The 22,417-nt window shown below is 65.1% G+C and carries 22 protein-coding genes; 17 read left to right on the top strand and 5 right to left on the bottom strand.

Annotated elements, in window-relative coordinates:
* The first annotated feature begins 106 nt into the window (after positions 1-106).
* From J2X67_RS14240 to J2X67_RS14230, 3 genes are all read left to right on the top strand, one after another.
* Positions 107-1,309, top strand: a complete 1,203-nt coding sequence (locus J2X67_RS14240; protein ID WP_309953944.1) for an MFS transporter — start codon at positions 107-109, stop codon at positions 1,307-1,309.
* A gap of 65 nt (positions 1,310-1,374) precedes the next feature.
* Positions 1,375-2,190 carry a 2,5-didehydrogluconate reductase DkgB gene (gene dkgB / locus J2X67_RS14235; RefSeq protein ID WP_309953943.1) on the top strand — a complete coding sequence of 272 codons (816 nt, stop codon included), beginning with the start codon at positions 1,375-1,377 and terminating at the stop codon, positions 2,188-2,190.
* 135 nt (positions 2,191-2,325) lie between these two features.
* A complete protein-coding gene (locus J2X67_RS14230) occupies positions 2,326-3,300 on the top strand; it encodes an alpha/beta hydrolase-fold protein (protein WP_309953941.1) in 975 nt (324 codons plus the stop codon).
* 24 nt (positions 3,301-3,324) lie between these two features.
* Here the strand turns inward: J2X67_RS14230 and J2X67_RS14225 are convergent, their stop codons facing one another.
* The 3 genes from J2X67_RS14225 to J2X67_RS14215 form a co-directional block, all read right to left on the bottom strand.
* The gene (locus tag J2X67_RS14225) at positions 3,325-5,712 is read right to left on the bottom strand and encodes a phosphocholine-specific phospholipase C (protein WP_309953939.1); all 2,388 of its coding nucleotides are present in this window, start codon (positions 5,710-5,712) and stop codon (positions 3,325-3,327) included.
* 39 nt (positions 5,713-5,751) lie between these two features.
* Positions 5,752-5,976, bottom strand: coding sequence for a hypothetical protein (locus tag J2X67_RS14220; protein ID WP_309953938.1), 225 nt, complete (start codon positions 5,974-5,976; stop codon positions 5,752-5,754).
* 158 nt (positions 5,977-6,134) lie between these two features.
* On the bottom strand, positions 6,135-6,848 hold the full coding sequence (locus tag J2X67_RS14215) for a hypothetical protein (protein ID WP_309953937.1): 714 nt from the start codon (positions 6,846-6,848) through the stop codon (positions 6,135-6,137).
* 125 nt (positions 6,849-6,973) lie between these two features.
* Here J2X67_RS14215 and J2X67_RS14210 point away from each other — a divergent pair, with 125 nt between their 5' ends.
* The 6 genes from J2X67_RS14210 (at position 6,974) to J2X67_RS14185 (ending at position 11,018) form a co-directional block, all read left to right on the top strand.
* On the top strand, positions 6,974-7,858 hold the full coding sequence (locus J2X67_RS14210) for an alpha/beta hydrolase-fold protein (RefSeq protein ID WP_309953935.1): 885 nt from the start codon (positions 6,974-6,976) through the stop codon (positions 7,856-7,858).
* A 56-nt stretch (positions 7,859-7,914) separates the two neighbouring features.
* Positions 7,915-8,268, top strand: a complete 354-nt coding sequence (locus J2X67_RS14205; protein WP_309953934.1) for a hypothetical protein — start codon at positions 7,915-7,917, stop codon at positions 8,266-8,268.
* Positions 8,269-8,279: 11 nt separating this feature from the next.
* Positions 8,280-9,092 (top strand): alpha/beta hydrolase, encoded by an 813-nt coding sequence (locus tag J2X67_RS14200; RefSeq protein WP_309953933.1) that lies wholly within the window; start codon positions 8,280-8,282, stop codon positions 9,090-9,092.
* Between the two features lie 4 nt (positions 9,093-9,096).
* Positions 9,097-9,612, top strand: coding sequence for a GNAT family N-acetyltransferase (locus tag J2X67_RS14195; protein ID WP_309953931.1), 516 nt, complete (start codon positions 9,097-9,099; stop codon positions 9,610-9,612).
* A 77-nt stretch (positions 9,613-9,689) separates the two neighbouring features.
* On the top strand, positions 9,690-10,229 hold the full coding sequence (locus J2X67_RS14190; RefSeq protein WP_309954086.1) for a nucleotidyltransferase family protein: 540 nt from the start codon (positions 9,690-9,692) through the stop codon (positions 10,227-10,229).
* Positions 10,230-10,370: 141 nt separating this feature from the next.
* The gene (locus J2X67_RS14185; RefSeq protein ID WP_309953930.1) at positions 10,371-11,018 is read left to right on the top strand and encodes a hypothetical protein; all 648 of its coding nucleotides are present in this window, start codon (positions 10,371-10,373) and stop codon (positions 11,016-11,018) included.
* On the opposite strand, the gene J2X67_RS14180 is transcribed toward J2X67_RS14185, so the two are convergent.
* On the bottom strand, positions 10,978-12,075 hold the full coding sequence (locus J2X67_RS14180; protein ID WP_309953928.1) for a substrate-binding domain-containing protein: 1,098 nt from the start codon (positions 12,073-12,075) through the stop codon (positions 10,978-10,980). The genes J2X67_RS14185 and J2X67_RS14180 overlap by 41 nt on opposite strands.
* Before the next feature lie 123 nt (positions 12,076-12,198).
* On the opposite strand from J2X67_RS14180, the gene J2X67_RS14175 reads away from it, so the two are divergent.
* Genes J2X67_RS14175 through J2X67_RS14155 form a run of 5 tightly spaced genes read left to right on the top strand, consistent with a single transcriptional unit; the run spans position 12,199 to position 18,214 of the window.
* A complete protein-coding gene (locus J2X67_RS14175; protein WP_309953926.1) occupies positions 12,199-12,681 on the top strand; it encodes a formate dehydrogenase subunit gamma in 483 nt (160 codons plus the stop codon).
* The gene (locus J2X67_RS14170; RefSeq protein ID WP_309953925.1) at positions 12,678-14,234 is read left to right on the top strand and encodes an NADH-ubiquinone oxidoreductase-F iron-sulfur binding region domain-containing protein; all 1,557 of its coding nucleotides are present in this window, start codon (positions 12,678-12,680) and stop codon (positions 14,232-14,234) included. Before J2X67_RS14175 ends, J2X67_RS14170 begins: the two co-directional genes overlap by 4 nt.
* A gap of 28 nt (positions 14,235-14,262) precedes the next feature.
* Entirely contained in the window at positions 14,263-17,145 is a 2,883-nt protein-coding gene (fdhF, locus tag J2X67_RS14165; RefSeq protein WP_309953924.1) for a formate dehydrogenase subunit alpha, read from the top strand.
* Positions 17,142-17,999: a formate dehydrogenase accessory sulfurtransferase FdhD gene (fdhD, locus tag J2X67_RS14160; protein WP_309953922.1), complete on the top strand. Its 858-nt coding sequence runs from the start codon at positions 17,142-17,144 to the stop codon at positions 17,997-17,999. Before fdhF ends, fdhD begins: the two co-directional genes overlap by 4 nt.
* The gene (locus J2X67_RS14155) at positions 17,990-18,214 is read left to right on the top strand and encodes a formate dehydrogenase subunit delta (protein WP_309953920.1); all 225 of its coding nucleotides are present in this window, start codon (positions 17,990-17,992) and stop codon (positions 18,212-18,214) included. Before fdhD ends, J2X67_RS14155 begins: the two co-directional genes overlap by 10 nt.
* 25 nt (positions 18,215-18,239) lie before the next feature.
* Here J2X67_RS14155 and J2X67_RS14150 read toward each other — a convergent pair whose 3' ends face one another.
* Positions 18,240-19,253 (bottom strand): tripartite tricarboxylate transporter substrate binding protein, encoded by a 1,014-nt coding sequence (locus J2X67_RS14150; RefSeq protein WP_309953918.1) that lies wholly within the window; start codon positions 19,251-19,253, stop codon positions 18,240-18,242.
* Positions 19,254-19,374: 121 nt separating this feature from the next.
* Between J2X67_RS14150 and J2X67_RS14145 the strand changes: the two genes are divergently transcribed.
* From J2X67_RS14145 to J2X67_RS14135, 3 genes are all read left to right on the top strand, one after another.
* A complete protein-coding gene (locus J2X67_RS14145) occupies positions 19,375-21,039 on the top strand; it encodes an MBL fold metallo-hydrolase (protein ID WP_309953916.1) in 1,665 nt (554 codons plus the stop codon).
* On the top strand, positions 21,036-21,746 hold the full coding sequence (locus J2X67_RS14140) for an RNA pseudouridine synthase (protein WP_309953914.1): 711 nt from the start codon (positions 21,036-21,038) through the stop codon (positions 21,744-21,746). Before J2X67_RS14145 ends, J2X67_RS14140 begins: the two co-directional genes overlap by 4 nt.
* A gap of 73 nt (positions 21,747-21,819) precedes the next feature.
* Positions 21,820-22,368, top strand: a complete 549-nt coding sequence (locus J2X67_RS14135) for a hypothetical protein (RefSeq protein WP_309953912.1) — start codon at positions 21,820-21,822, stop codon at positions 22,366-22,368.
* Positions 22,369-22,417: the final 49 nt, after the last annotated feature.

Below are 22,417 nucleotides of genomic sequence, written 5' to 3'. Positions count from 1 at the left end.
GCGCCTCTTCATAGTTGATTTTTAATCAACTATCTTCTGCCCCACCCCCTCTTAATCCGCAAAGGTAATCCCAAGACACTCCTCCTAACCCAATCAGGAGTGCCTCATGCCAATCGCCCTACTCGCGCTGACCCTCAGCGCCTTCGCCATCGGGACGACCGAGTTCGTCATCGTTGGCCTCATCCCCACTGTCGCTGCCGATCTCGGCATCGGCCTTCCCTCCGCCGGCCTGCTGGTCAGCCTCTATGCGCTGGGCGTCGCCATCGGCGCGCCGGTGCTCACCGCACTCACGGGCAAGCTGCCGCGCAAGGCGCTGCTGCTTGGCCTGATGGCGCTGTTCACGCTTGGCAACTTGCTGGCGTGGCAGGCGCCTAGTTATGAATCGCTGATTGCCGCCCGCGTGCTCACGGGGCTGGCGCATGGGGTGTTCTTCTCGATTGGCTCGACGATTGCCACGGGCCTGGTGCCGAAGGAAAAGGCCGCGAGCGCCATTGCCATCATGTTCACCGGGCTCACGGTGGCGCTGGTTACGGGTGTGCCGCTGGGCACGTTCATCGGGCAGCACTTTGGCTGGCGCGAGACTTTTCTGGCGGTGTCTGCGCTGGGCGTAATCGCGTTTGTCGGCAGCTGGGTTTTTGTTCCCAGCAACATCCGTCACACGCCGCCGGCCTCGCTGGCGCAGCAGGCCAAGGTGCTGGCGGAGCCGCGGCTGTTGCTGGTGTATGCCAAGACGGCCATCGGCTACGGCGGCTCGTTCATTCCGTTCACGTTTCTTGCGCCCATCCTCACCGATGTGTCGGGCTTCAGCGCGGGCGCTGTGGGCTGGGTCATGCTGGTGTACGGTGTGTCGGTGGCGGTGGGCAACATCTGGGGCGGCAGGCTGGCCGACCGCATGGGGCCGATTCCGGCGCTGAAGATCATCTTTGCGTTGCTGGCCGCGGTGCTGCTGGTGTTCAACTTTGCAGCGCCGCACAAGTGGCTGGCGCTGGCGGCGGTGCTGATGTGGGGCGCGGTGGCTTTCGGCAACGTGCCGGGGCTGCAGGTGTATGTGGTGAAGCAGGCCGAGCGCTTTACGCCTCAGGCAGTAGACGTGGCCTCGGGCCTGAATATCGCGGCCTTCAACCTGGGCATTGCGCTCGCAGCATGGGTGGGCGGGCTGATCGTGACGCACCTTGGCCTGATGCACACGCCGTGGATTGGCGCGCTGGTGGTGCTGGTTTCTCTGGCGCTTACGCAATGGAGCGGAACGCTCGACCGCCGTGCGGGTATTCCGGTGCGGGCTTCGGGCGCGGTGCCGGCGGGGCACTGATTGATCGCCCTCCTCTTTTTCTTTTTTCTCTTTTTTAGAAACGCACGACAAGGACGAACAACATCATGACGACCAACAACACCATTCCCGCCTTCGGCATGGGCACCTTTCGCCTGAAGGGCCAGGTGGTGATCGACTCGGTAAAGAACGGGCTCGACCTGGGCTACCGCGCCATCGACACGGCGCAGATCTACGGCAACGAGGCCGAGGTGGGCCAGGCCATTGCCGAAAGCGGCGTGCCGCGCAATGAGCTTTTCATCACCACCAAGATCTGGACGGACAACTACGCGCAAGACAAGCTGGTGCCAAGCCTGAAAGAAAGCCTGGCCAGGCTGCGCACAAACCATGTCGACCTGACGCTCATCCATTGGCCCTCGCCCGGCAACGCGGTGCCGGTGGCAGAGTTCATGGCCGCGCTGGCCAGCGCAAAGGCCGAGGGGCTGACCAGGCACATCGGCGTTTCCAACTTCAACATTTCGCTGATGAAGGAAGCCATTGCCGCCGTGGGCGCGAATGAAATTGCCACCAACCAGATCGAGCTGCATCCCTATCTGCAGAACCGCAAGGTGGCCCAGTTTGCGAAGAGCCAGGGCATTCACATTACGTCTTACATGACGCTGGCCTACGGCAAGGTGCTGGCGGACGGGGTGATCGAGGCGATTGCCGAGGCGCACAACGCAACCACTGCGCAGGTGGTGCTGGCGTGGGCCATGCAGCTGGGCTATGCGGTCATTCCGTCGTCTACCAAGCGCGCCAACCTCGAGGGCAACCTGAAGGCGCAGCAGCTGCGGCTGTCCGATGCAGAGATGGCGCAGATTGCAGCGCTCGACCGCGGGCAGCGGCTTACCGACCCGGCAGGCCTTTCGCCCGCGTGGGATTGATACGAGTGTTTCTGCACTGAGGTACCCCAAGATCGGGCCGGGACCACGGCCCCGCGTGGCATTCTGAAGAGGGGCTGTGTTCGCTTTGCGACGGCTTCTTCCTGAACTGAAACCACAGACGATCAAGGAGTCGCAATGCAGCAGCTCGCACGCAGCCTGCGCTCGCTTTTATTTTTTGGAGGCTGGGCGCTGGTGCTCGGCATGGCGAGCTGCGGTGGCGGTGGTGGCGGCGGAGGTGGTGGGACCGCGCTGCCCTTTGCCGCCGTGGGCACTGCTGCGCCGCCCAGCGACCCGCCTGCTGCGCCCGCCACGCCACCCGCAACGCCGCCTGCCACGCCGCCCGCGACACCCACACCGCCACCACCAGCCGAAGAGCCGGCTGAACCGCCCCCGGCAACCAGCCGTGTTGCCACCGACACCATTGCCTCCGCGAAGACGGGCGCAACCTACCCGCTCGAGATTTACCTGCCGGCCTCTTACGACGGCGGCTCGGCGAGCTACCCCATCATTTATGCGATGGACGCAGACGGCATCTTCAACCCGCCCGACACGCGCTTTTCAAACCTGAAGAACATTCTCGACAAGCGCAGCACGCAAGCGATTCTGGTCGGCATTGGCGGCACCTCGCGCCGCGAGCAGGACTACACCATGCCCGGCGCCACGGCCTACCACGACTTCTTGACGCAAGAGCTGGTGCCCTTCGTCGAAGCCAGGTACCGCGCCGATCCGGGCAAGCGCATGCTCACCGGCCTCTCGCTGAGCGGGAGCATGGCGGGCATTGCGCTGTTTCTCGAAGGCGCGGCCAACAACCTGACGTTCTCGTACTTTCTGTCGTTCGAAGGCGCGTATGCGCACCAGGGGCCAGAGTACGAAAACCTGGAGCAGCAAATGCACGACGCCCTCAACGGCAGGCCGTTGCCGGCAACGCTCATCCTTACGCGCTGCGACAACCCGGACGAGTGCAACTTTGCCCCGGTCGATTCAATGTTCAATCGGCTCCGGGGGCGCGGCTACCAGGGCCTGGCAGTAGAAGAAACAACCTACTCGACGACGCACACCGAAACCGATATTCCGTCGTTCGCCGATGCGGTTGCAAGGCTGCTGCCGTAGCCCCGGTTTTTCTTCGGCTGCCGGTCAGAAGCGGTCGGCAAGCCCCATGGCCGGGTCGCTCACCGAGTGGCGGCCGGTTTCTATGCGGCCCGCAAAGCGGCGGTAGAACGACGGGTCGGCATCGCAGGTGACCACAAAGTCATACCACTGGCCGCTGGCGTCCAGGCTCCAGCGCATGGCGGTGTCGCCGCCGCCCTTGACGCGAATGCGCCATGAGCCGTCCGGGTGGGTGCCGTACACGCCGTTGTTGTCGTGGTCTTCGTGGCCTTCGTGGCCATGGCCTCCATGCCCGTCGCGTCCGCGGTCGTCGTGGCGGCCCCTGCCGCCTGCCTGGTAGGCATCGGGCCGCGGGTAGGCCTTGTTCGACTGAACGGTAAAGCGGCAATCGCGCCGGCCGTCGTTGCGCATCTGCAGGTAGATGTCGCCGCGGCGCGCGTCGTAGCCCACGCGAATTTCTGGCGCGGCCGCACCGCCCGCGCGCAGGCGGTTGAGGTCGCCCTTGAACTGGCGGTGATAGCCGTTGGGGCCAAGCACCCACAGGTCGTACAGGCCGGCGTTGTCGGTCATGGCGTCCCAGTAGCCGTCGAGCTGCTTGCCGGGCTCCACCACGTAGCGGCGCGGTATGCGGTCGGCCAGGTGCAGCTTGTCGTACACATGGAACACGGCGGCAGCCTTGCCGCTGTTGGCAAACAGCAGCTGAACGCGGCCGTTGAGCGCATCGCTGCGCGCGCTGGTGTGCAGCTCGTAAGGCAATGCACGCGAGGGCCGCACGCCCCTGGCCTGCACCGGCAGGTCGGCATCGGCCATGGGCACGATCTTGGGCAGCGCCTCTTGTGCGGTGGTAAGCGCATCGGCCTCGGCCTTGGTCTTGCGGCCGGCCAGCGTGGGCAGCGGCTCGTCGTTGGGACGCTCGAAGTTGAAGGCGCTCGTCAGGTCGCTGCAGACGGCGCGGCGGTGCTTGCTGATTTGCGGCTCTGCCACGCCAAAGCACTTTTCCAGAAACATGAGCGTCGAGGTGTGGTCGCACACCTGCGAGTTGACCCAGCCACCGCGGCTCCACGGCGACACAATCCACATCGGCACGCGCGGTCCGGGGCCGTACGGGCGGCCGTCCATGGCGGGCTGCTTGGGCGTGGCCGGCGTGTAGTTGTGATATTCAACGGCCACGTCGGCTTCGGCCATGGTGGTGGCACCGGCCAGCGACCCGTCGGGGTTGCGCGAGGGCACGGCCGGCGAAGGCAGGTGGTCGAAGAAGCCGTCGTTCTCGTCGAAGTTGATGAGCAGCACGGTCTTGCTCCACACCTCGGGGTTGGAGGTGAGTGCGTCCAGCACTTCTTGCACATACCAGCCGCCCTTGGCCGGGCTCGAAGGGCCGGGGTGCTCGCTGTAGGCCGATGGCGAAATGATCCACGACACTGCCGGCAAGGTGCCGTTGCGAATGTCTTCTTTGAAGGTTTCCAGAAAGCCGTAGGGCATGGTGTTGCCGAAGCCCTTGGCCAGAGGGCTCAGCGGGTCGTCAATGGCCGCGTCGTAGAACGGGCCGGCGGCGGTTACCGGCTGCGTGATGTCGGTGGCCGGCACATACACCGGTCGGCGCGCTTCGGGCATTTGCTCGATGGCGGTGCGCCAGTGCCTGAAGCTCATCATCTCGTTGCAGCCGAAGTTGTCGATCAGGCTCTGGTAGACCTTCCACTTGACGCCGGCCTTCTCCAGGCGGTCGGCATAGGTGGTCCAGGTCCAGCCTTCGGTCGAAGCGCCAATGTCGTTGCCGGCATTGAACTGGTTGTTGAGCACGGCCAGTTGCACCTTGCTGCCGTCGGCGGGGCTGGTGCCGTTGGGCCCGTTGGTTCCGCTCCAGTAGAACAGGCGGTTGGCAATGGTGCCGGTGTGCATGCCGCAGTGGTAGTGGTCGCACAGCGTAAAGGCCTCGGCCAGCGCGCGCTGAAACGGCACTTCGGCGGTGTCGTAGTAGCCCATCGACAGCAGGTTCTTCACGTCGGGCCACTTGAACATGCGGCCGTGGTCCCAAGCGGCCTGCGAGTCGGACCAGCTGTGCGGCGTGCTGCCCGCGCGCTGCGCGTTGCCCTTGCTCTCTTCGAGCCGGTAGGGCGTGTAGGTACTGGGCGGCGTGGTCTTGGTGTAGGTCTGGTGAAAGATGGTCTTGCCGTTGGGCGCGGGCACGGCAAAGCGGTCGCCATAGCCGCGCACGCCCTTGAAGGTGCCGAAGTAGCTGTCGAACGAACGGTTCTCCTGCATCAGCAGCACAACGTGCTTCACGTCCTTGATGGTGCCGGTTTCGTGGTGCGCCGGAATGGCCAGCGCGCGGCGAATGCTGGGCGGAAAAGTGGCCAGCGTGGCGGCTGCAATGCCGGTGCCCGTGGCGCTCTGGAGAAACTTGCGACGTGTGGTCATGGTGGGTTTGGTCGGTCTCGAATATTTGATGGATGCGCCTCAGGGGGCGTAGCTCACGGTGGGTTCGCTGTTGCCGGCGTCGGGCGTCGCCGGTGCGGTATCGGTCTTGCCGGCGGTGTTTTCACCAACGTCTTTTGCCGCAGCCGTGCCGCCGAAGCCGGCTGCGGCACCGCCGCCACCATCGCCACCGCCACATGCGGTCAACGCGAAGGCCATGACCAACAGCGCGAGCGGCGCGCGCAAATAAGAAAGCCGTGAATGCATGGAAGAGTCACTCCTGATTTCGCCAAGGCGGTTTGAATGGCCTCGACGAACGGCAGTGTCTCCGCCACCGCGAATCAAGGCAACATCGAGCGTACGAAGTCGCTGTGACACAGCGATGTAGTAGCGATGCGAACCTTGGTAAGCACTACCGGAGCAGATCAGTCAAAAGTTGACCACTGGCCTGAAGCGGAACACACGGTTGCGCGCTTGCCGTTGACCCGCACCTGCTCTTCATCGAGTTGCGATGCGGTCGAACAATCGACGTCGAACACCACGCCGAGTGCCCGCGCCACATCGGCACCTTCGATGGAAAGCTCCCAGGTGAGAAACAACTGGCTGCAGTCTTTGTCAGGCCCGAAGTCGGCCGCATCGAAAGTGCTGGCGCCGCGCGGCACAACCGCATGAGGCTGGGCAGTGTCGAAGATCAGGACCGTGCCGCGAGCAAGCGGAATGCGATGGCCTGTGGAAGCAAAGTGAACGTCGAGCCCCTTGTCTTCGCTCACGAACAGATTGCAGAACGCAGCGCCGCCATATTGCGCACCGTCGTGGTGGTATCGCGCGCCACGGCAAGCCATGAGCGCGACGTCGCTCGATGCAAGCACGTCGCCCAGGCCGAGCGTGCGCGTCCAATCAGCCACTGCCTGCACGCACCGCACGTAGTCGGGCCAGCGCGCACGCGCTCGCGCCAGCGGCATCGCCTCGACGTCGCCGGGCTCGAGGGCCAGGTGGCCGGATATCTCGCGCTCCCAATCCGCCGTGAGCCTTGCAGGAGGCACAGGCACATCGACCTTGCCCGAGAGCACGGCATTGCCCACGCTGCGGCTGCGAATGGTGTCGCCGCTGAAGAAGTAAGAGGTCAGCAGGTCTCGCATGTCGCGATGCGATGGAGGGAGTGGCGCATCGGGGCAGTGTAGTGAGGTGGCTGCGAACGGACGTCATTGACCACTCACATGTGCCGCGACGATGATCCGGGGCGTTGCGAAATGCCTCGACAAGAATGGAAGCCGCCATGCAATTCAGAGGGAGTTTTTACGCGCTCATGTCCGCAGTCTGCGGCGCGCTTCTCGTTACGCTGACAGCCTGCGGCGGCGGAGGTGGGGGCGGAGGCGGCGGTGCCGCTTTGCCGATACTGCCCGTAACGGGTGCGCCTCCCGCCACCGCGCCATCGGCTGCTGGCCGAACGGAAACCGTGAGCATCAGCTCTGCAAAAACCGGCGCAACCTACGAGCTGCAGATATACCTGCCGCCCTCATACAGCGGCAGCTCCGCGGCGTTTCCCGTTATCTATGCGTTGGACGGCGATGCGCTTTATGCGCCGGTCTCGCGCTTCTACAACTTGAAGGAAATACTCGAACGACGCCGCGTCGAAGCCATCCTCGTCGGGATAGGCGGCACCATACGCAGGCAAACCGACTACACCTTTCCCGGTGCCCTTCCCTATCATGAGTTTCTCAAGTCGGAGCTGGTGCCGTTCATCGAATCCAGATACCGCTCCGATCCGGGCAAGCGCGTCCTCACAGGGCTCTCACTCAGCGGCAGCATGACCGGCCACGCGCTCTTTCTCGAAGGTGCGAGCGGCACGCTCACTTTCTCGCACTTCCTTTCTTTTGAAGGCTCCTATGGTTTTCAGAAGGTCGATACGGACAACCTCGAGCAGAAGATGTACGACGCGCAGAAAGGCAAGGCCATCAATGCCACGTTGATCCTCGCGCGGTGCGGTGACCCTGTGGGCTGCAACTACGTGTGGGTGGGAGAGATGTATGAAAAGCTGCTGCAGCGCGGATACCCCGGCTTGACGCTGGTGGAAAAGACATATTCGACGAACCACGTCGGAACGGATCTGCCCGCCTTTGAAGATGCGCTTTCGATGATCTTCAAATAGGCCGCAGCCCACATGCAAACAGCCGGCCCATCGCCGTTTGGCGCCAGAATGCGCGCATGAGCCAACTGAACGACACGCAGGAGACCGCCGAACATATTCCCTTCGAGGAATTCCGCGAAGGGTTGCCGCACGGGCGCTTTCGGGTGATCGTGAACCCTGCGCTTGTGGTGCCCTTCGTGTCGCACCGCATGCATGCAATGGCGCTGGCGCTTGCACTCATCGGCCCGGGCATTGCCGCGGCGTTGGCCGGTTATCCATGGATCGGCGGGCCGCTGGTGCTGGCCGGCATTCTGGTGCGGTGGTCCGTCAAGAAGCAGGCACCACGCATCTTGCTGCACCTGGCAACGCGCGTGCCTTCGGTCTACGAGCAGGCCGGCGAGCATGGCGTGATGGAAGTGCGCCGCGCCTGAGGAGCAACGCAATGCAAGCTGCGAACCTGTACGTCGAACAAGGCGGCGAAGGCCCTGACCTGCTCCTCATGCTGCATGGCATGGGCGCCACCGGGGCCGTGTGGTCGCCCATGTGCGAAATGGCCAACGCCCGATGGGCGGGGCGATGGATTGCCGTGGACCTGCCGGGCCACGGCGGCTCGGGCCGGCAAGACTCTTATGCGATTGGCCAAAGCGCCGCAACCGTTGCGCGCGCCGTGTTGCCGCACCTCGACCCTGCTGGCCGGCTGGTAGTGCTGGGGCATTCGCTGGGCGGAGTGATCGGCCTCGCACTGGCCACCGGCTGGTTCGGCGCAATGCCGCATCAGGTCTTTGCGGCGGGCATCAAGATTTCGTGGAACGACGATGAGCTCCGTCGCATGGAAACGCTGGCGTCTCAACCCGCCAAGAAGTTTTCGACGGAAGAAGAAGCGTGGGAGCGATACCTGAAGGTTTCAGGTCTTGCGGCAATTGCGGATGCATCGGCGGCTGCCGCTGCAAGAGGCGTCGAACGCGATGCGGACGGATGGCGCCTTGCAATGGACCCCAAGGCCAATGCCGTCGGCAAGCCGCCGCTGACCGAACTGATGACGCTGGCGCGCTGCCCGGTGCACCTGGGCCGCGGCGGCAACGATGCCTTGGTAACGCTAGAGCAGACCCGCGCGCTCGACCCCGATGCCCGCGACCTTGGGCCGCACGGCCACAACGTGATGATCGAGGCACCCGCGCAGGTCTGGGACTGGATGGCAGCGGCCACCAAAGCGCCGCTAGGCGGAACGCCTTCTGAAAATTCGCTGCAAGGGTAATGCGATGGAAGCGCTTTCGTTCAGGCCATTGGCCGAACACGACTTTGCAATGCTCCACGAATGGGTCCGGCGGCCCCACGTGGCCGAATGGTGGAACGAGCCCAGCACGCTGGAAGAGATAAAGGACGACTACCTTCCCACGCTCGACGGCAGGTCTTCGACCCGGGCGTTCATCGCCACACTCGATGATGAGCCGATCGGGTTCATCCAGGTCTACGTGGTGCAAGGCTCTGGCGGCGGCTGGTGGGAAGACGAGACCGATGCCGGCGCGAGAGGTATCGACCAGTTCCTGGCAGACGCCGACCGACTGAACCAGGGCCTGGGCACTGCAATGATCAAGGCCTTCGTCGAGCGGCTCTTTCAAGACCCCGGCGTTTCGAAGGTGCAGACAGACCCCTCGCCCGCCAACGCCCGCGCCATACGTTGCTACCGGAAAGTCGGCTTCGAGGACGTTGGCGAAGTCATGACGCCCGACGGACCTGCGCTGCTCATGCGCTACGAAAGAGCAAACCCGAACTGATGACCGCCTCATTGCCCGAAGAGATCACCGTGCAGCTTTCGAATGTGCAAGCCGTGCTCGAACGCAGGCTCATCGCAATGGTGGCTGCATCGGCCCCGCTGATGGCCGCACTGCGCGCCGTTCGTTCGCTTCAACTCCAGTCCTGGTGCATAGGCGCCGGTGCCATCCGCTCGTTGGTGTGGGACACCCTTCACGGCTTCGACCGACATTCGCCGGTCGACGACATGGACGTCGTCTACTTCGATGCGGATGCCGCGCCGGAGCACGATGCCCATCTCGAAAAGCAGCTTCACTCGGCCATGCCAAACCTCCGTTGGGAGGTAACCAACCAGGCCGGCGTTCATCGCTGGTTCGCCGACGCACTCGGCCAGGTTGTCGCGCCCCTCGCCTCGCTGGAAGAAGGCGTTGCAACGTGGCCAGAATTTGCCACGTGCGTTGGCGTGTACCTGAACGGCGACGGAACGCTGGGTGTGGTCGCTCCGCATGGGCTCGACGACCTCTTCGGGCTGCGCGTTCGGCACAATCCGCAGAGGGCAAGCGCTGCGACCTACCGGGAGCGCATTCAGGCCAAGCGGTTCGCCGAGCGTTGGCCCCGGCTCTCCATCGAGGCGGCCTGATCGCCGCACCCCGAACATTCAATGGCACTGACACGCGACAACTGGCCCAGCCGGGCAGCCGTACAAGCCTCGCTGGCGGCCCGGTTCAACCTGCCTCCCCTGCCCCCGCCAATTCAAGAGTGGTTTGCCTGGTGTGGCCGCATGAAAGCGCAGACTCTCATGCTGGAGGAGGCTGAATGGCGCGATGGTGACGGCGAGGTGCTTACCGGCTCGGGCGCGGTTGACGTGCCCGGCCTGCTGGCGGAAATGGAAGGCTATCGCTTCATCCTTGATCAGCAGGCAAGCACGCCCGGGCATCTGGTGTGGAGCGACGCCGCGGACACGGGCGACTGGCAGCCGCATTGGGTGGTTCTGCAAAACGCCGGCGGCGACCCGCTGATCGGCGACATCAGCCGGCCGGAGGTGCCGGTGCTGTGGGACTGGCATGGCCAAGGCCACTGGTCACCGCAGCCGCTCTACCCGAGCCTGCAAGTGCTGATGAATCGCATCGAGGTGTACACGCCACCACCTGCGCCGACGGGCGTTTCGCCGACGGTCTTCTATACGGTTCACCTGACGGATCTGGGCGACCAGCCGTTGAAGGTACTCACCGCGCTCAAGGCGCATGCCAGCTACAGCCATTTGGCAGGTGCCAACCTGCTGAAGCTCAAGCACCAGCTGCCGCTGAAGCTGCTGGACGACAACATCAGCGAGAGCTGGAAGGACGAGCTTGTGTGCCGCTTCGAGGCGCTGGGCGCGCGAGTGCAGGTTACCGGGCGGGTTTTTCGCGCGACGGACCCAGGGAGCTGAACGCCTCCGCCAGCGACAGCACCTGGCCGCAGTTCACCGCCTGGTAGCCCGGCAGCCGGTTTACCGCCTGTTGGTAGGCATCGCTGCGAAGAATGTCGAGCATGCGCTGCACGATGGGCGCCGCGAGCGAGCGTTCGTCGCACAGCAAAAAGTAGCGCTCCACCTGGTTGGAGATGAAGTCCAGCTTGAACTGCCGCGCGGGCGTTTCCACGCCGTAGCCCGCGTCGGCCATGCCGCTGGCCACAAAGGCCGCCACCGCGGCGTGCGTGAACTCGCATTGCTCGTAGCCCTTGATGGATTCGGGTGCAATGCCCTGCTCGCGCAGTTGCAGATCGAACAGGTAGCGCGTGCCTGAACCCGCCTGCCGGTTGATGAAGCGGACATCGGGGCGCACCAGGTCGGCCAGCGAGTAGATCTTTTTCGGGTTGCCGGGCGCGACCATGAGGCCCTGGTGGCGCGTTGCCATGCCGATGACCTTCTGCGTGTCCGCGTTGAGCCAGGCGCCGTAGTGGGTAACGGCTTCGGCCTCGAACGCGCCGAGCGGCACATGAAAGCCCGCCACGTCGCAACTGCCGTGATGCAGCGAGGCCACGGCCTCTTCGCTGCCGCAGTAGCGCAAATCACCCGGCACCTGCGCCGCGGCCAGAAAGCCGTGCAGGGCCTCTATGGCAAAGCCGTGGCTGGCGTGAATGCGCAGCAAGTTGGGCGCGGTGGGAATCAGCTTTTCTATTTCCGCGCCCAGTTCGGAGGCCAGCGAATCGAGCAGGGGCGACAGGCGCGCGGTAATGCGGCGGTCTGCCCACACCAGCTTTTCGCCCAGCGGCGTAAGGCTGGAGCCCTTGCCCCGCTGCATGGCCACGAGCGGCTGGCCGAACATGGTTTCGCCCTGGCGAATGAGCTCCCACGCGTGCCGGTAGGACACGCCGGCCTCCGCGCAGGCACTGGAGAGGCTGCCGTGCTCCAGCACCTTCACCAGCAGCTCGATCACCCGCGGCGCCAGGGCTGCGCCATCGGGCTGGCGAATGGTCCATTGGGGCTTGATGTGCACTTCATGCATAGGTTTAGGCTTTTCAACGCATATTTATTGGGCCGGTCGCCTCATATTGTGGCACCCGATGCTGCTCCATACACTCGCGCAACCACGGGTATGGCAACTCCGCAATTAGGAGATCAAAAGCATATGACAGAAGCGAAAGAGACAACAGGGCCGGGCATCGCGACATCCATTGCCGCTGCGCACAAGGACGTGCCCGGCGGGCTGCTGCCTGCCCTGCACGGCATACAAGACGCGCTGGGCTATGTGCCGCCCGATGCTGTGCCGCTCGTGGCCGAGCAGTTCAACCTGTCGCGCGCCGAGGTGCACGGCGTGGTGAGCTACTACCACCACTTTCGCTCTGAGCCCGCAGGCCGGCTGCTGGTGCAGGTCTGCCGTGCCGAAGCCTGCAAGGCGATGGGTGCAGACGCGCTGCTGGCGCATGCCGAGCAACGGCTGGGCTGCGGCGTGCACGGCACCTCGGCCGATGGCCAGTACTCGCTGGAACCGGTGTTCTGCCTTGGCCTGTGCGCCTCGTCGCCGTCCATTGCAATCAACGACGAAGTGCATGCCCGCATCACGCCGGCGCTGTTCGACGAAATCGTCGAGGAAGCGCGGCAAGCCTCATGACCACTACCGTTTATGTTCCCCGCGACTCCGCCGCACTGGCGGTGGGCGCCGACCGGGTGGCCCGGCAGATTGCAGCCGAAGCGCTTGCGCGCAACCTGCCGGTGCGCATTGTGCGCAACGGCTCGCGCGGCCTCTTCTGGCTGGAAACGCTGGTCGAAGTGCAAACACCGCAGGGCCGCGTGGCATACGGGCCGGTAACGCGCGCCGACGTGGCCGGCCTGTTCGACGCGGGCTTTCTTGCTGGCGGCGCACACGTGCTGAACCTGGGCCTGACGGAAGAGATTGCCTACCTGAAGAAGCAGGAGCGCCTGACCTTCGCACGCATGGGCGTGACCGACCCCGTGTCTGTGGCCGACTACGAGGCGCACGAAGGCTTTGCGGGGCTGCGCCGTGCGCTGACGCTCTCGCCCGCGGATATCGTGCAGCAAGTGCTCGACTCCGGGTTGCGCGGCCGCGGCGGGGCCGCCTTTCCGGCCGGCATCAAGTGGAAGACCGTGCTGGCCGCAGAGGCGCGTCAAAAATACATCGTCTGCAATGCGGATGAAGGCGACTCGGGCACCTTCTCGGACCGCATGACGATGGAGGGCGACCCGCTCATGCTGGTTGAAGGCATGGCCATCGCGGGCATTGCGACAGGCGCGACCGAAGGCTATGTGTACGTGCGGTCGGAATATCCGCATGCCATTGCCGCGCTGAACGAGGCCATCCGCAATGCAGAGCAGGCGGGCTTCCTGGGCGACGACATCCTGGGCTCGGGCCGCAGCTTTCGCCTGATCGTGCGCAAGGCTGCGGGGGCCTATGTGTGCGGCGAAGAAACCGCGCTGCTCGAAAGCCTGGAAGGCCGCCGCGGCATCGTGCGCGCAAAACCGCCGCTGCCGGCATTGCAGGGGCTGTTCGGCCAGCCCACTGTCATCAACAACGTGATCACGCTGGCGTCGGTGCCCCTCATCCTGGCGCGCGGCGCCGACTTCTACAAGAACTACGGCGTGGGCCGCTCGCGCGGCACGCTGCCGTTTCAGCTGGCCGGAAACATCAGGCACGGCGGCCTCGTCGAAAAGGCGTTCGGCCTCACGCTGCGCGAGCTTCTGTACGACTTTGGCGGCGGTAGCGCGAGCGGCCGGCCGATCAAGGCGGTGCAGGTGGGCGGGCCGCTGGGCGCCTATGTGCCCGAATCGCAATGGGACTTGCCGCTCGACTACGAGGCCTACGCCGCCGTGGGCGCCGTGGTGGGCCACGGCGGCATCGTGGTGCACGACGACACGGCCGATATGTCGCAGCTGGCCCGCTACGCCATGGAGTTCTGCGCCATCGAATCGTGCGGCAAATGCACGCCCTGCCGCATCGGCTCGACGCGCGGCGTGGAAGTGATCGACAAGATCACCAGCAACCAGAACCGGCCGCAGCAAGTCATTTTGCTGCGCGACCTGTGCGACACCATGCTGCACGGCTCGCTCTGCGCCATGGGCGGCATGACGCCGTACCCGGTGCTGTCGGCCATCAATCACTACCCGGAGGACTTCGGCATCGAAGCCCCCGATCGCGCCGCAGCCTGACCGGCAAGACGAACAGGAGACACATCCCATGCTGAACCCATCGCAAGACATCGACTACGGCACGCCCAGGCGCGAATCGACCGAAGAAGTCACGCTCGAAATCGACGGCATGCCGGTGACGGTGGCCAAGGGCACCTCGCTGATGCGCGCCGCGGTGGACGCAGGCGTACAGGTGCCCAAGCTGTGCGCAACCGACAGCCTGGAGCCCTTCGGCTCTTGCCGGCTTTGCCTGGTGGAGATCGACGGGCGCAAGGGCTACCCTGCGTCGTGCACCACGCCGGCCGAGGCCGGCATGAAGGTGCGCACGCAAAGCCCCAGGCTGCAAGAGCTGCGCAAGGGCGTAATGGAGCTGTACATCTCCGACCATCCGCTCGACTGCCTTACCTGCGCAGCCAACGGGGACTGCGAACTGCAGGACATGGCCGGCGTCACGGGCCTGCGCAACGTCCGCTATGGCTACGATGGCGCCAACCACCTGAAGAGCGCCAAGGACGAGTCCAACCCCTACTTCACCTACGACCCGTCCAAGTGCATCGTGTGCAACCGCTGCGTGCGCGCCTGCGAAGAAACGCAGGGCACCTTTGCGCTCACCATCAGCGGCCGCGGCTTCGAGTCGCGCGTATCGCCCGGGCAAGACCAGCCGTTCATGGAATCCGAATGCGTGAGCTGCGGCGCCTGCGTGCAGGCCTGTCCCACGGCCACGCTGCAAGAAAAATCGGTCATCTGGCTGGGCCAGGCCGAGCACAGCGCCATTACCACCTGCGCCTACTGCGGCGTGGGCTGCGGCTTCAAGGCCGAGATGAAGGGCAATGAAGTGGTGCGCATGGTGCCGTGGAAAGACGGCAAGGCCAACGAAGGCCACTCCTGCGTGAAGGGTCGCTTTGCCTGGGGCTACGCCACCCACAAGGACCGCGTGCTCAAGCCGATGATCCGCAGCAAGATCACCGACCCGTGGCAAGAGGTGAGCTGGGACGAGGCCGTCAACTACGCCGCCAGCGAGTTCCGCCGCATCCAGGCCAAGTACGGCACCGATTCCATCGGCGGGCTCGTCTCGTCGCGCTGCACCAACGAAGAAGGCTACCTGGTGCAAAAGCTGGTGCGCGCCGCCTTCGGCAACAACAACGTCGACACCTGCGCGCGCGTGTGCCATTCGCCCACGGGCTACGGGCTGAAGCAGACCATGGGCGAATCGGCCGGCACACAGACCTTCAAGTCGGTTGAAAAGTCGGACGTGATCATGGTGATCGGCGCCAACCCTTCGGACGGCCACCCGGTGTTTGCGTCGCGCATGAAAAAGCGGCTGCGCGCCGGTGCGCGGCTGATCGTGGTCGATCCGCGCACCATCGACCTGGTGAAGTCGCCGCACGTCAAGGCCGACTATCACCTCAAGCTCAAGCCGGGCACCAACGTGGCGGTCATCAGCGCCATGGCGCACGTGATCGTGACCGAAGGCCTGGTCGACGAAGCCTTCGTGGCCGAGCGCTGCGAGCCCAAGTCGTTCAACGAGTGGCGTGAATTTGTCGCACGTCCGGCCAATTCGCCCGAGGCCATGGAAGAAGTGACCGGCGTGCCGGCCGCCGACCTGCGCGCCGCGGCGCGGCTGTTTGCCCAGGGCCACGACGGCAAGCGCAATGCCGCCATCTACTACGGCTTGGGCGTGACCGAGCACAGCCAGGGCTCGACCATGGTGATGGGCATTGCCAACCTGGCCATGGCCACCGGCAACGTGGGCCGCGAAGGCGTGGGCGTGAACCCGCTGCGCGGCCAGAACAACGTGCAGGGCTCGTGCGACATGGGCTCGTTTCCGCACGAACTGCCCGGCTACCGCCATGTGTCCGACAGCACCGCGCGCGGCAGCTTCGAATCGGCCTGGGGCGTGGAGCTGCGGCCCGAGCCGGGCCTGCGCATTCCCAACATGTTCGATGCCGCCATTACCGGCAGCTTCAAGGGCCTGTACTGCGAAGGCGAAGACGTGGTGCAGTCGGACCCGAACACACAGCACGTGGCCGAGGCCATGATGGCGATGGAATGCATCGTCGTGCAGGACCTTTTCCTCAACGAGACCGCCAAGTACGCGCATGTGTTCTTGCCGGGTGCGTCGTTCCTTGAAAAAGACGGCACCTTCACCAACGCCGAACGGCGCATTTCGCGTGTGACCAAGGTCATGCCGCCCAAGGCGGGCTATGCCGACTGGGAGGTGACGCAGCTGCTCTCCACTGCGCTGGGCTACCCCATGAACTATTCGAGCGCCGAAGAAATCATGAACGAGATTGCCGCGCTCACGCCCACCTTCACGGGCGTGAGCTACGCCAAGCTGGCAAAGCTGGGCAGCGTGCAGTGGCCCTGCAACGATGCCGCGCCAGAGGGCACGCCAACCATGCACATCGACGAATTCGTGCGCGGCAAGGGCAAGTTCATCATCACGCAGTACGTGCCCACCGACGAGAAAGTCACGCGCATGTACCCGCTGATATTGACGACGGGGCGCATCCTCTCGCAGTACAACGTGGGCGCGCAAACCCGCCGCACCGAAAACAACCAGTGGCACAGCGAAGACCGGCTCGAGATCCATCCGGCCGACGCGGAGGACCGCGGCATTGCGGAAGGCGACTGGGTCGGCATACGGAGCCGCGCCGGCGAAACCGTGCTGCGGGCCACCATTACCGAGCGCGTGCAGCCGGGCGTGGTGTACACCACCTTCCACTTTCCGGAATCGGGCGCCAACGTGATCACCACCGACAACTCCGACTGGGCCACCAATTGCCCCGAATTCAAGGTGACTGCGGTGCAGGTGATGCCGGTGATGCAGCCTTCGGAATGGCAGCAGGAGTACAGCCGGTTCAACGCCCTGCAGGAAGAACTGCTCAACAAGCGGCTTGGTGAAGCGGCAGAAACAGCGGTGGCCAAATGAACCTGGCCGACGTACCGCTGCGGCCCGGAAGCGCCGAGCTGCTGCCCGTGCGGGGCGTGCGCGCCCGCGAGATTTTCGACAACCGCGACTGGGTGGCCGTGGAGATACCGGTCGCGCTGGAGTTCAACGGCATTGCGCACGCGGTCATGCTTGCAACGCCAACCGACCTGCCCGACTTTGCACTCGGCTTTGCGCTCAGCGAAGGCATTCTGCTGGGGCGCAATGAACTCTATGGCATCGAGGAAGAGTACGCGCCCGAAGGCATCACCCTCAAGCTCGAAGTGGCAAGCGCGGCGTTCGCGCGGCTGAAGGAGCGCCGCCGCTCGATGGCCGGCCGCACGGGGTGCGGGCTGTGCGGCACTGAAAGCCTGGCGCATGTTGCGCGCACGCTGCCGCCTTTGCCGCCGGGCCCCTCGCTATCGAAGAGCGCCGTTGCCCGCGGCATGCGGGAGCTTGCATCGCTGCAGGTGCTGCAGAAGGTGACCGGCGCGGTACACGCTGCGGCCTGGTGCACGGCAGAAGGCGAAGCCCTGCTGGTGCGTGAAGACGTCGGCCGGCACAACGCGCTCGACAAGCTGGTGGGTGCGCTTGCCAAGAGCACGCTGGCCGCTTCCACAGGCTTCATCGCCGTGACAAGCCGCGCGAGTTTCGAGATGGTGCAAAAGACCGTTGCGGCCGGGGTGCCGCTGCTGGCCGCAGTGTCGGCGTCAACCTCGATGGCCACCGCAGTCGCGCAGGAAACCGGCCTGACGCTGGCGGGCTTCGTGCGCGGCGACGACCTGGTCATCTACACGCATCCGGGGCGGCTGAACGGCCTGCCCGCCAACGCCGGAGGTTTTCAGCAATGCATGTAGACCAGCTGATTCGCATGGTGAACCAGATGGGCAGCTTCTTCGAAGCCATGCCCGACCGCGCGGAGGCCTTGCAAGATCTTGCGCTGCACCTCAAGCGCTTTTGGGAACCGCGCATGCGCAGGGAACTGCTCGCTCACCTGGACGCGGATGGCAACGCGGCGTTGAACCCGGTATCGGCCGAGGCCATTCGCGTTCACCGGGCGCTGCTCGAATAGCACCGCGGCAGGCCCGCGCCTGCCATCAATCGATGCTGATGTTCGCGGCCTTGGCCACCTCGGCCCACTTCACGCGGTTGTCGTGCACGGTCTTCTTGAACTGCGCGGGCGATTCGATGCGAACGGTGTTGCCCTGGCTTTCGAAGCGCTCGCGAAGTTCGGGTTGCTCCAGCACCGCCTTTACCGCGGCGTTGAGCTTGTTGACGATCTGGGCGTCGGTGCCCTTGGGCGCGAAGATGCCGAACCAGATGGAGCTGTCGAAGCCCTGTGTGCCTGCAAGGCCGCTCGAGGCGATGGTAGGCACCTCTTTCACGGCCGCAACCGGCGTGGCCGTGGTCACGCCCAACAGGCGCACCTTGCCCGCCTTGTAGTGCGGCAGCACGGTCTGCACCTGGTTCATGATGCAGCAGGTTTCGCCCCGCACCACCGACGTGATGGCCTCGGGCCCGCCCTTGTAGGGCACGTGCACCATGTTCAGGCCAAGGCGCGAATTGAATTCGGCAAACGCCATGTGCGTGCCGGCGCCGTTGCCTGTAGACGCATAGTTGTACTTGCCGGGGTTGGCCTTGACGAGATCGACGAACTCCTTCAATGTCTTTGCGTTGATTACGTCGGGGTTGATGGTGAGCACGTTCGAAACGTCGAGCACCGGCGCCACTGGCACAAAGTCGGCCTCCACGTCGAACGGCAGCTTTTTGTAGAGCGCGGCGTTGCTGCCGTGGGTGGCTGCGGTACCAAAAGAGAGGGTGTAGCCGTCGGGCTTGGCATGCGCCACATACTCGCTGGCAATGTTGCCGGCGGCGCCCGACTTGTAGTCGATGATGACGGGCTTGCCCAACTGCCTGGCAAGCGGCTCCTGAATGGCGCGGGCCACCACGTCCACGCCCGAGCCGGCCGGAAAGCCCATGATCAGTGTCACGGGCTGCTGCGGCCAGTCGGCCTGGGCAAAGGCGGTGGGCGATGCGGCGGCAGCAAACAGGGCAGCGCCGGCCAGCAGCAGGCGGGAGCCGAAGAAACGCGAAAAGGGAGAATGAGTCATGACTGTCTTTTTCCTCGATGCGGGCGATGCAGCCCGGGATTGTGGCGCGCGGTTCATGCCCGATCCGGTATGAGCTTATGCGGGACACCGCCGCATCGCAGTACCTCTCCATAATCGCCGCATGGTCCGCCCCACCCAACAACTCCACCCAGCACGCGAGCCGGTGCCCGTGCGCGCGGCAGCCACCGTGCTGCTGCTGCGCGATTCGGAAGCCGGCATCGAAGTGCTGATGACGCGCCGTTCAGACAGAGCAAGCTTCGCGCCAGGCGCCTATGTGTTTCCCGGCGGCCAGATCGATGCGGCCGACGAAGCCGCCAAGCGCATTGCCGCGCACCGCCCCACCCAGAGCGGCCTTCAACTCACGCAGGCCATTGCGGCCATTCGCGAAGCCTTCGAAGAACTGGGCGTGCTGCTTGCGCGCCATGCAAACGGCCACCCCGTGAGCGCGGAAGACATCGCGTCGATGGACCGCAGCACCACGTCCCCCGTTTCCTTTTTGGCGCAGTGCGAGCAGCGCGGGCTGGTGCTCGCATGCGACCAGGTCTTCACCCTTGCGCACTGGATCACCGACCGCGACTTGCCCAAGCGCTTCGACGTGCCTTTTCTGGTGGCGCGCATGCCCGAAGGCCAGACGCCCACAGCCGACGAAAGCGAGCAGTTCGAACCCTGCTGGGTGCGGCCGGCCGACGCGCTGGCACGCCATGCGGCAGGCAGCTTCTTCATGATTTTTCCGACGGTGCGCACGCTGCAGCGGCTGGCGGCCTATGCCAAGGTCGATGCGGTGCTGCAGGCCTGCGCCGGCGAAAAACCGCTTTGGACCAGTTGCCCGCGCGCCGGGCTGCTCGGCGGGCAGGATGCGCGCTACATGGAAAACGAATCGCCCTATGGCGAGCTTGCGCTGGTGTGCCCCGACGGCCAATTGCTGCACACGCTCGACTGGCAGAGCGAGCACGCGGTGCCGCTGCTCAAGAACGTGCAGCGCCTGACTGCGCCCAACGCAGGCGCCATGACCGGCCCCGGCACCAACAGCTACATCGTGGGCGACGCGGCCACGGGCTACCTTGTGATCGACCCGGGGCCCAACGATGCCGGGCACATCGGCCGGCTCTGGCGTGCCACGCAGGGCGACATCCGAATGATCGTATGCACGCATTCGCACGCCGACCATTCGCCCGGCGCAGCGCCGCTGCAGGCGCTGTGCGAAAAAGCCAAGCCACCGATCCTCGGGCTGTCTTCGGCGCCCACGGCACGGTCGTCCGCACGCTTTGCCGCCGAACGCGAACTGCTCGACGGCGAGCGCCTGGTGCTTTCGGGCACCGACGCCGAAGGCCAGAAAATCAACCACACGCTGCGCACCATTCACACGCCCGGCCATGCCGCCAACCACCTGTGCCTGGTGCTGGAAGAAGACGGCCTGCTGTTCTCCGGCGACCACATCCTGAACGGCAGCACCACGGTGGTTGACCCGCCCGACGGCAACATGAACGCGTACCTGGATTCGCTGGACAAGCTGGACGCAGCCTGCGAGGCGGGCGGTATCGACTTCATCCTGCCGGCGCACGGCTACGTCATCGGCAGCGCACGCGCAGCCATCGCCCAACTGAAAGCGCATCGCCTGAAGCGCGAAGCCAAGATTGCATCCGCCATGAAAAAACTCCCCCAAGGCACGCCCGAAGACTGGTTGCCGCTTGCTTATGACGACGTGCCCGAGCGCATGTGGCCGGTGGCCGCCCGCTCGCTGGCCGCGCATGTGGCCCGCATCCGGCAACTGGCTTCCACCCAATGAACGGCTCCAGCGAAGAAGGCATTCGCCTTGCCAAGCGCGTGGCGGCACTTGCCGGCTGCTCGCGCCGAGAGGCCGAGCTGCTCATTGAAAACGGCGCGGTGCGGGTAGATGGCGTGCCGGCGCTCTTGCCCCAGTCGCGCGTGCACGACCACCAGAAGGTGGAGATCGAAGCCGGCGCCAAGCCCGAACCGGTGCTGCCGGTCACCCTGCTGCTGCACAAGCCCGCCGGCATGCCGACCGAAAACGCGCAACGGCTGCTGGTGGCGGCCAACCACCACGAGCCCGAGCGCGCGGGCATGCGCTTTCTGCCGGCGCATGCCAAGGGCCAGAACTGCATGACGCCGCTGGAAACCGGCGCCAGCGGGCTGGTCGTCTATACGCAGGATTGGCGCATCGAGCGCAAGCTGCATGAAGACGCGGGCGTCATGGAGCACGAGGTCATGGTCGACGTGGCCGGCCCGGTGAGCCCGGAGCAACTGGTGCGCTTCGAGCGCTCGCCCGCGCGCGTGAGCATCGGCCGCCAGGCCGACGACCAGACCGGCCTGCGCTTTGCGCTGAAGGGCGCGCGGCCGGGGCAGATTGCGCACTTGTGCGACAACGCCGGCCTGCGCATTCTTGCGATGCGGCGCATCCGCATCGGCCGCGTGCCGCTGTCGGGGCTGCAGCCCGGGCAGTGGCGTTATCTTTCGCCGCACGAACGCTTCTGACCCACGATAGCGACAACAACAATCAAGAGGCTATCGAGGGACAGGGACACAGACAGGGACAGGAGAAAAAGAGATGAAGTTCGGAATCGGAACCGCAGCACTCGCCTGCACGGCGCCTCTTGCGCTGGTGGGCTGCAGCTACCTGGCGCCATTGCTGCCCAACCAATCGCCGCCTGCGCCGCAGGCCCCGCCGCCGGTCGTATCTCCCAGCGGGCTCGCGCCCATTACCGAAGAGCAGGTGGAGCGCATTCGCGAGGCCATCGTCGCCAAGCCGCCCACGCCGGCCGTCGCCAAGATCGTGCAAAGCGCCGCGCCCACCATCGAGTCTTTTGTGCGCACCGAAGGCTGCATCACGGCGCGCAACGGCGCCGTGCTCAACCATTTTGCGGCGCCCGGGCGGCTGTTCGACGGAACGGGCTTCCAGGGCGGCCCCATGGCCGAAATGCACTACCACGACAAGACAGCCTGCGTCACCGTCAAGCGCATCCAGAACTGGAAGATGGTGTCGCCCAGGCTGCTGCGCTTCGACGTGGTGTACGTGGGCGACGACGGCGAAGAGCGCTCTGTGCGGCGGCACGAGTTGATGCGCCAGCCCAAGGGCGGCTGGCTGTTTACGCGCTGAGGGTGCGCTCCGCGGCAGCGGCGCGATGAGCCGCTGCCCCGGGGCAAGA

It is taken from the genome of Variovorax sp. 3319, assembly GCF_031456585.1.
Taxonomy (GTDB): domain Bacteria; phylum Pseudomonadota; class Gammaproteobacteria; order Burkholderiales; family Burkholderiaceae_C; genus Variovorax; species Variovorax paradoxus_P.
This window is presented reverse-complemented; position numbering and strand designations above follow the sequence as displayed.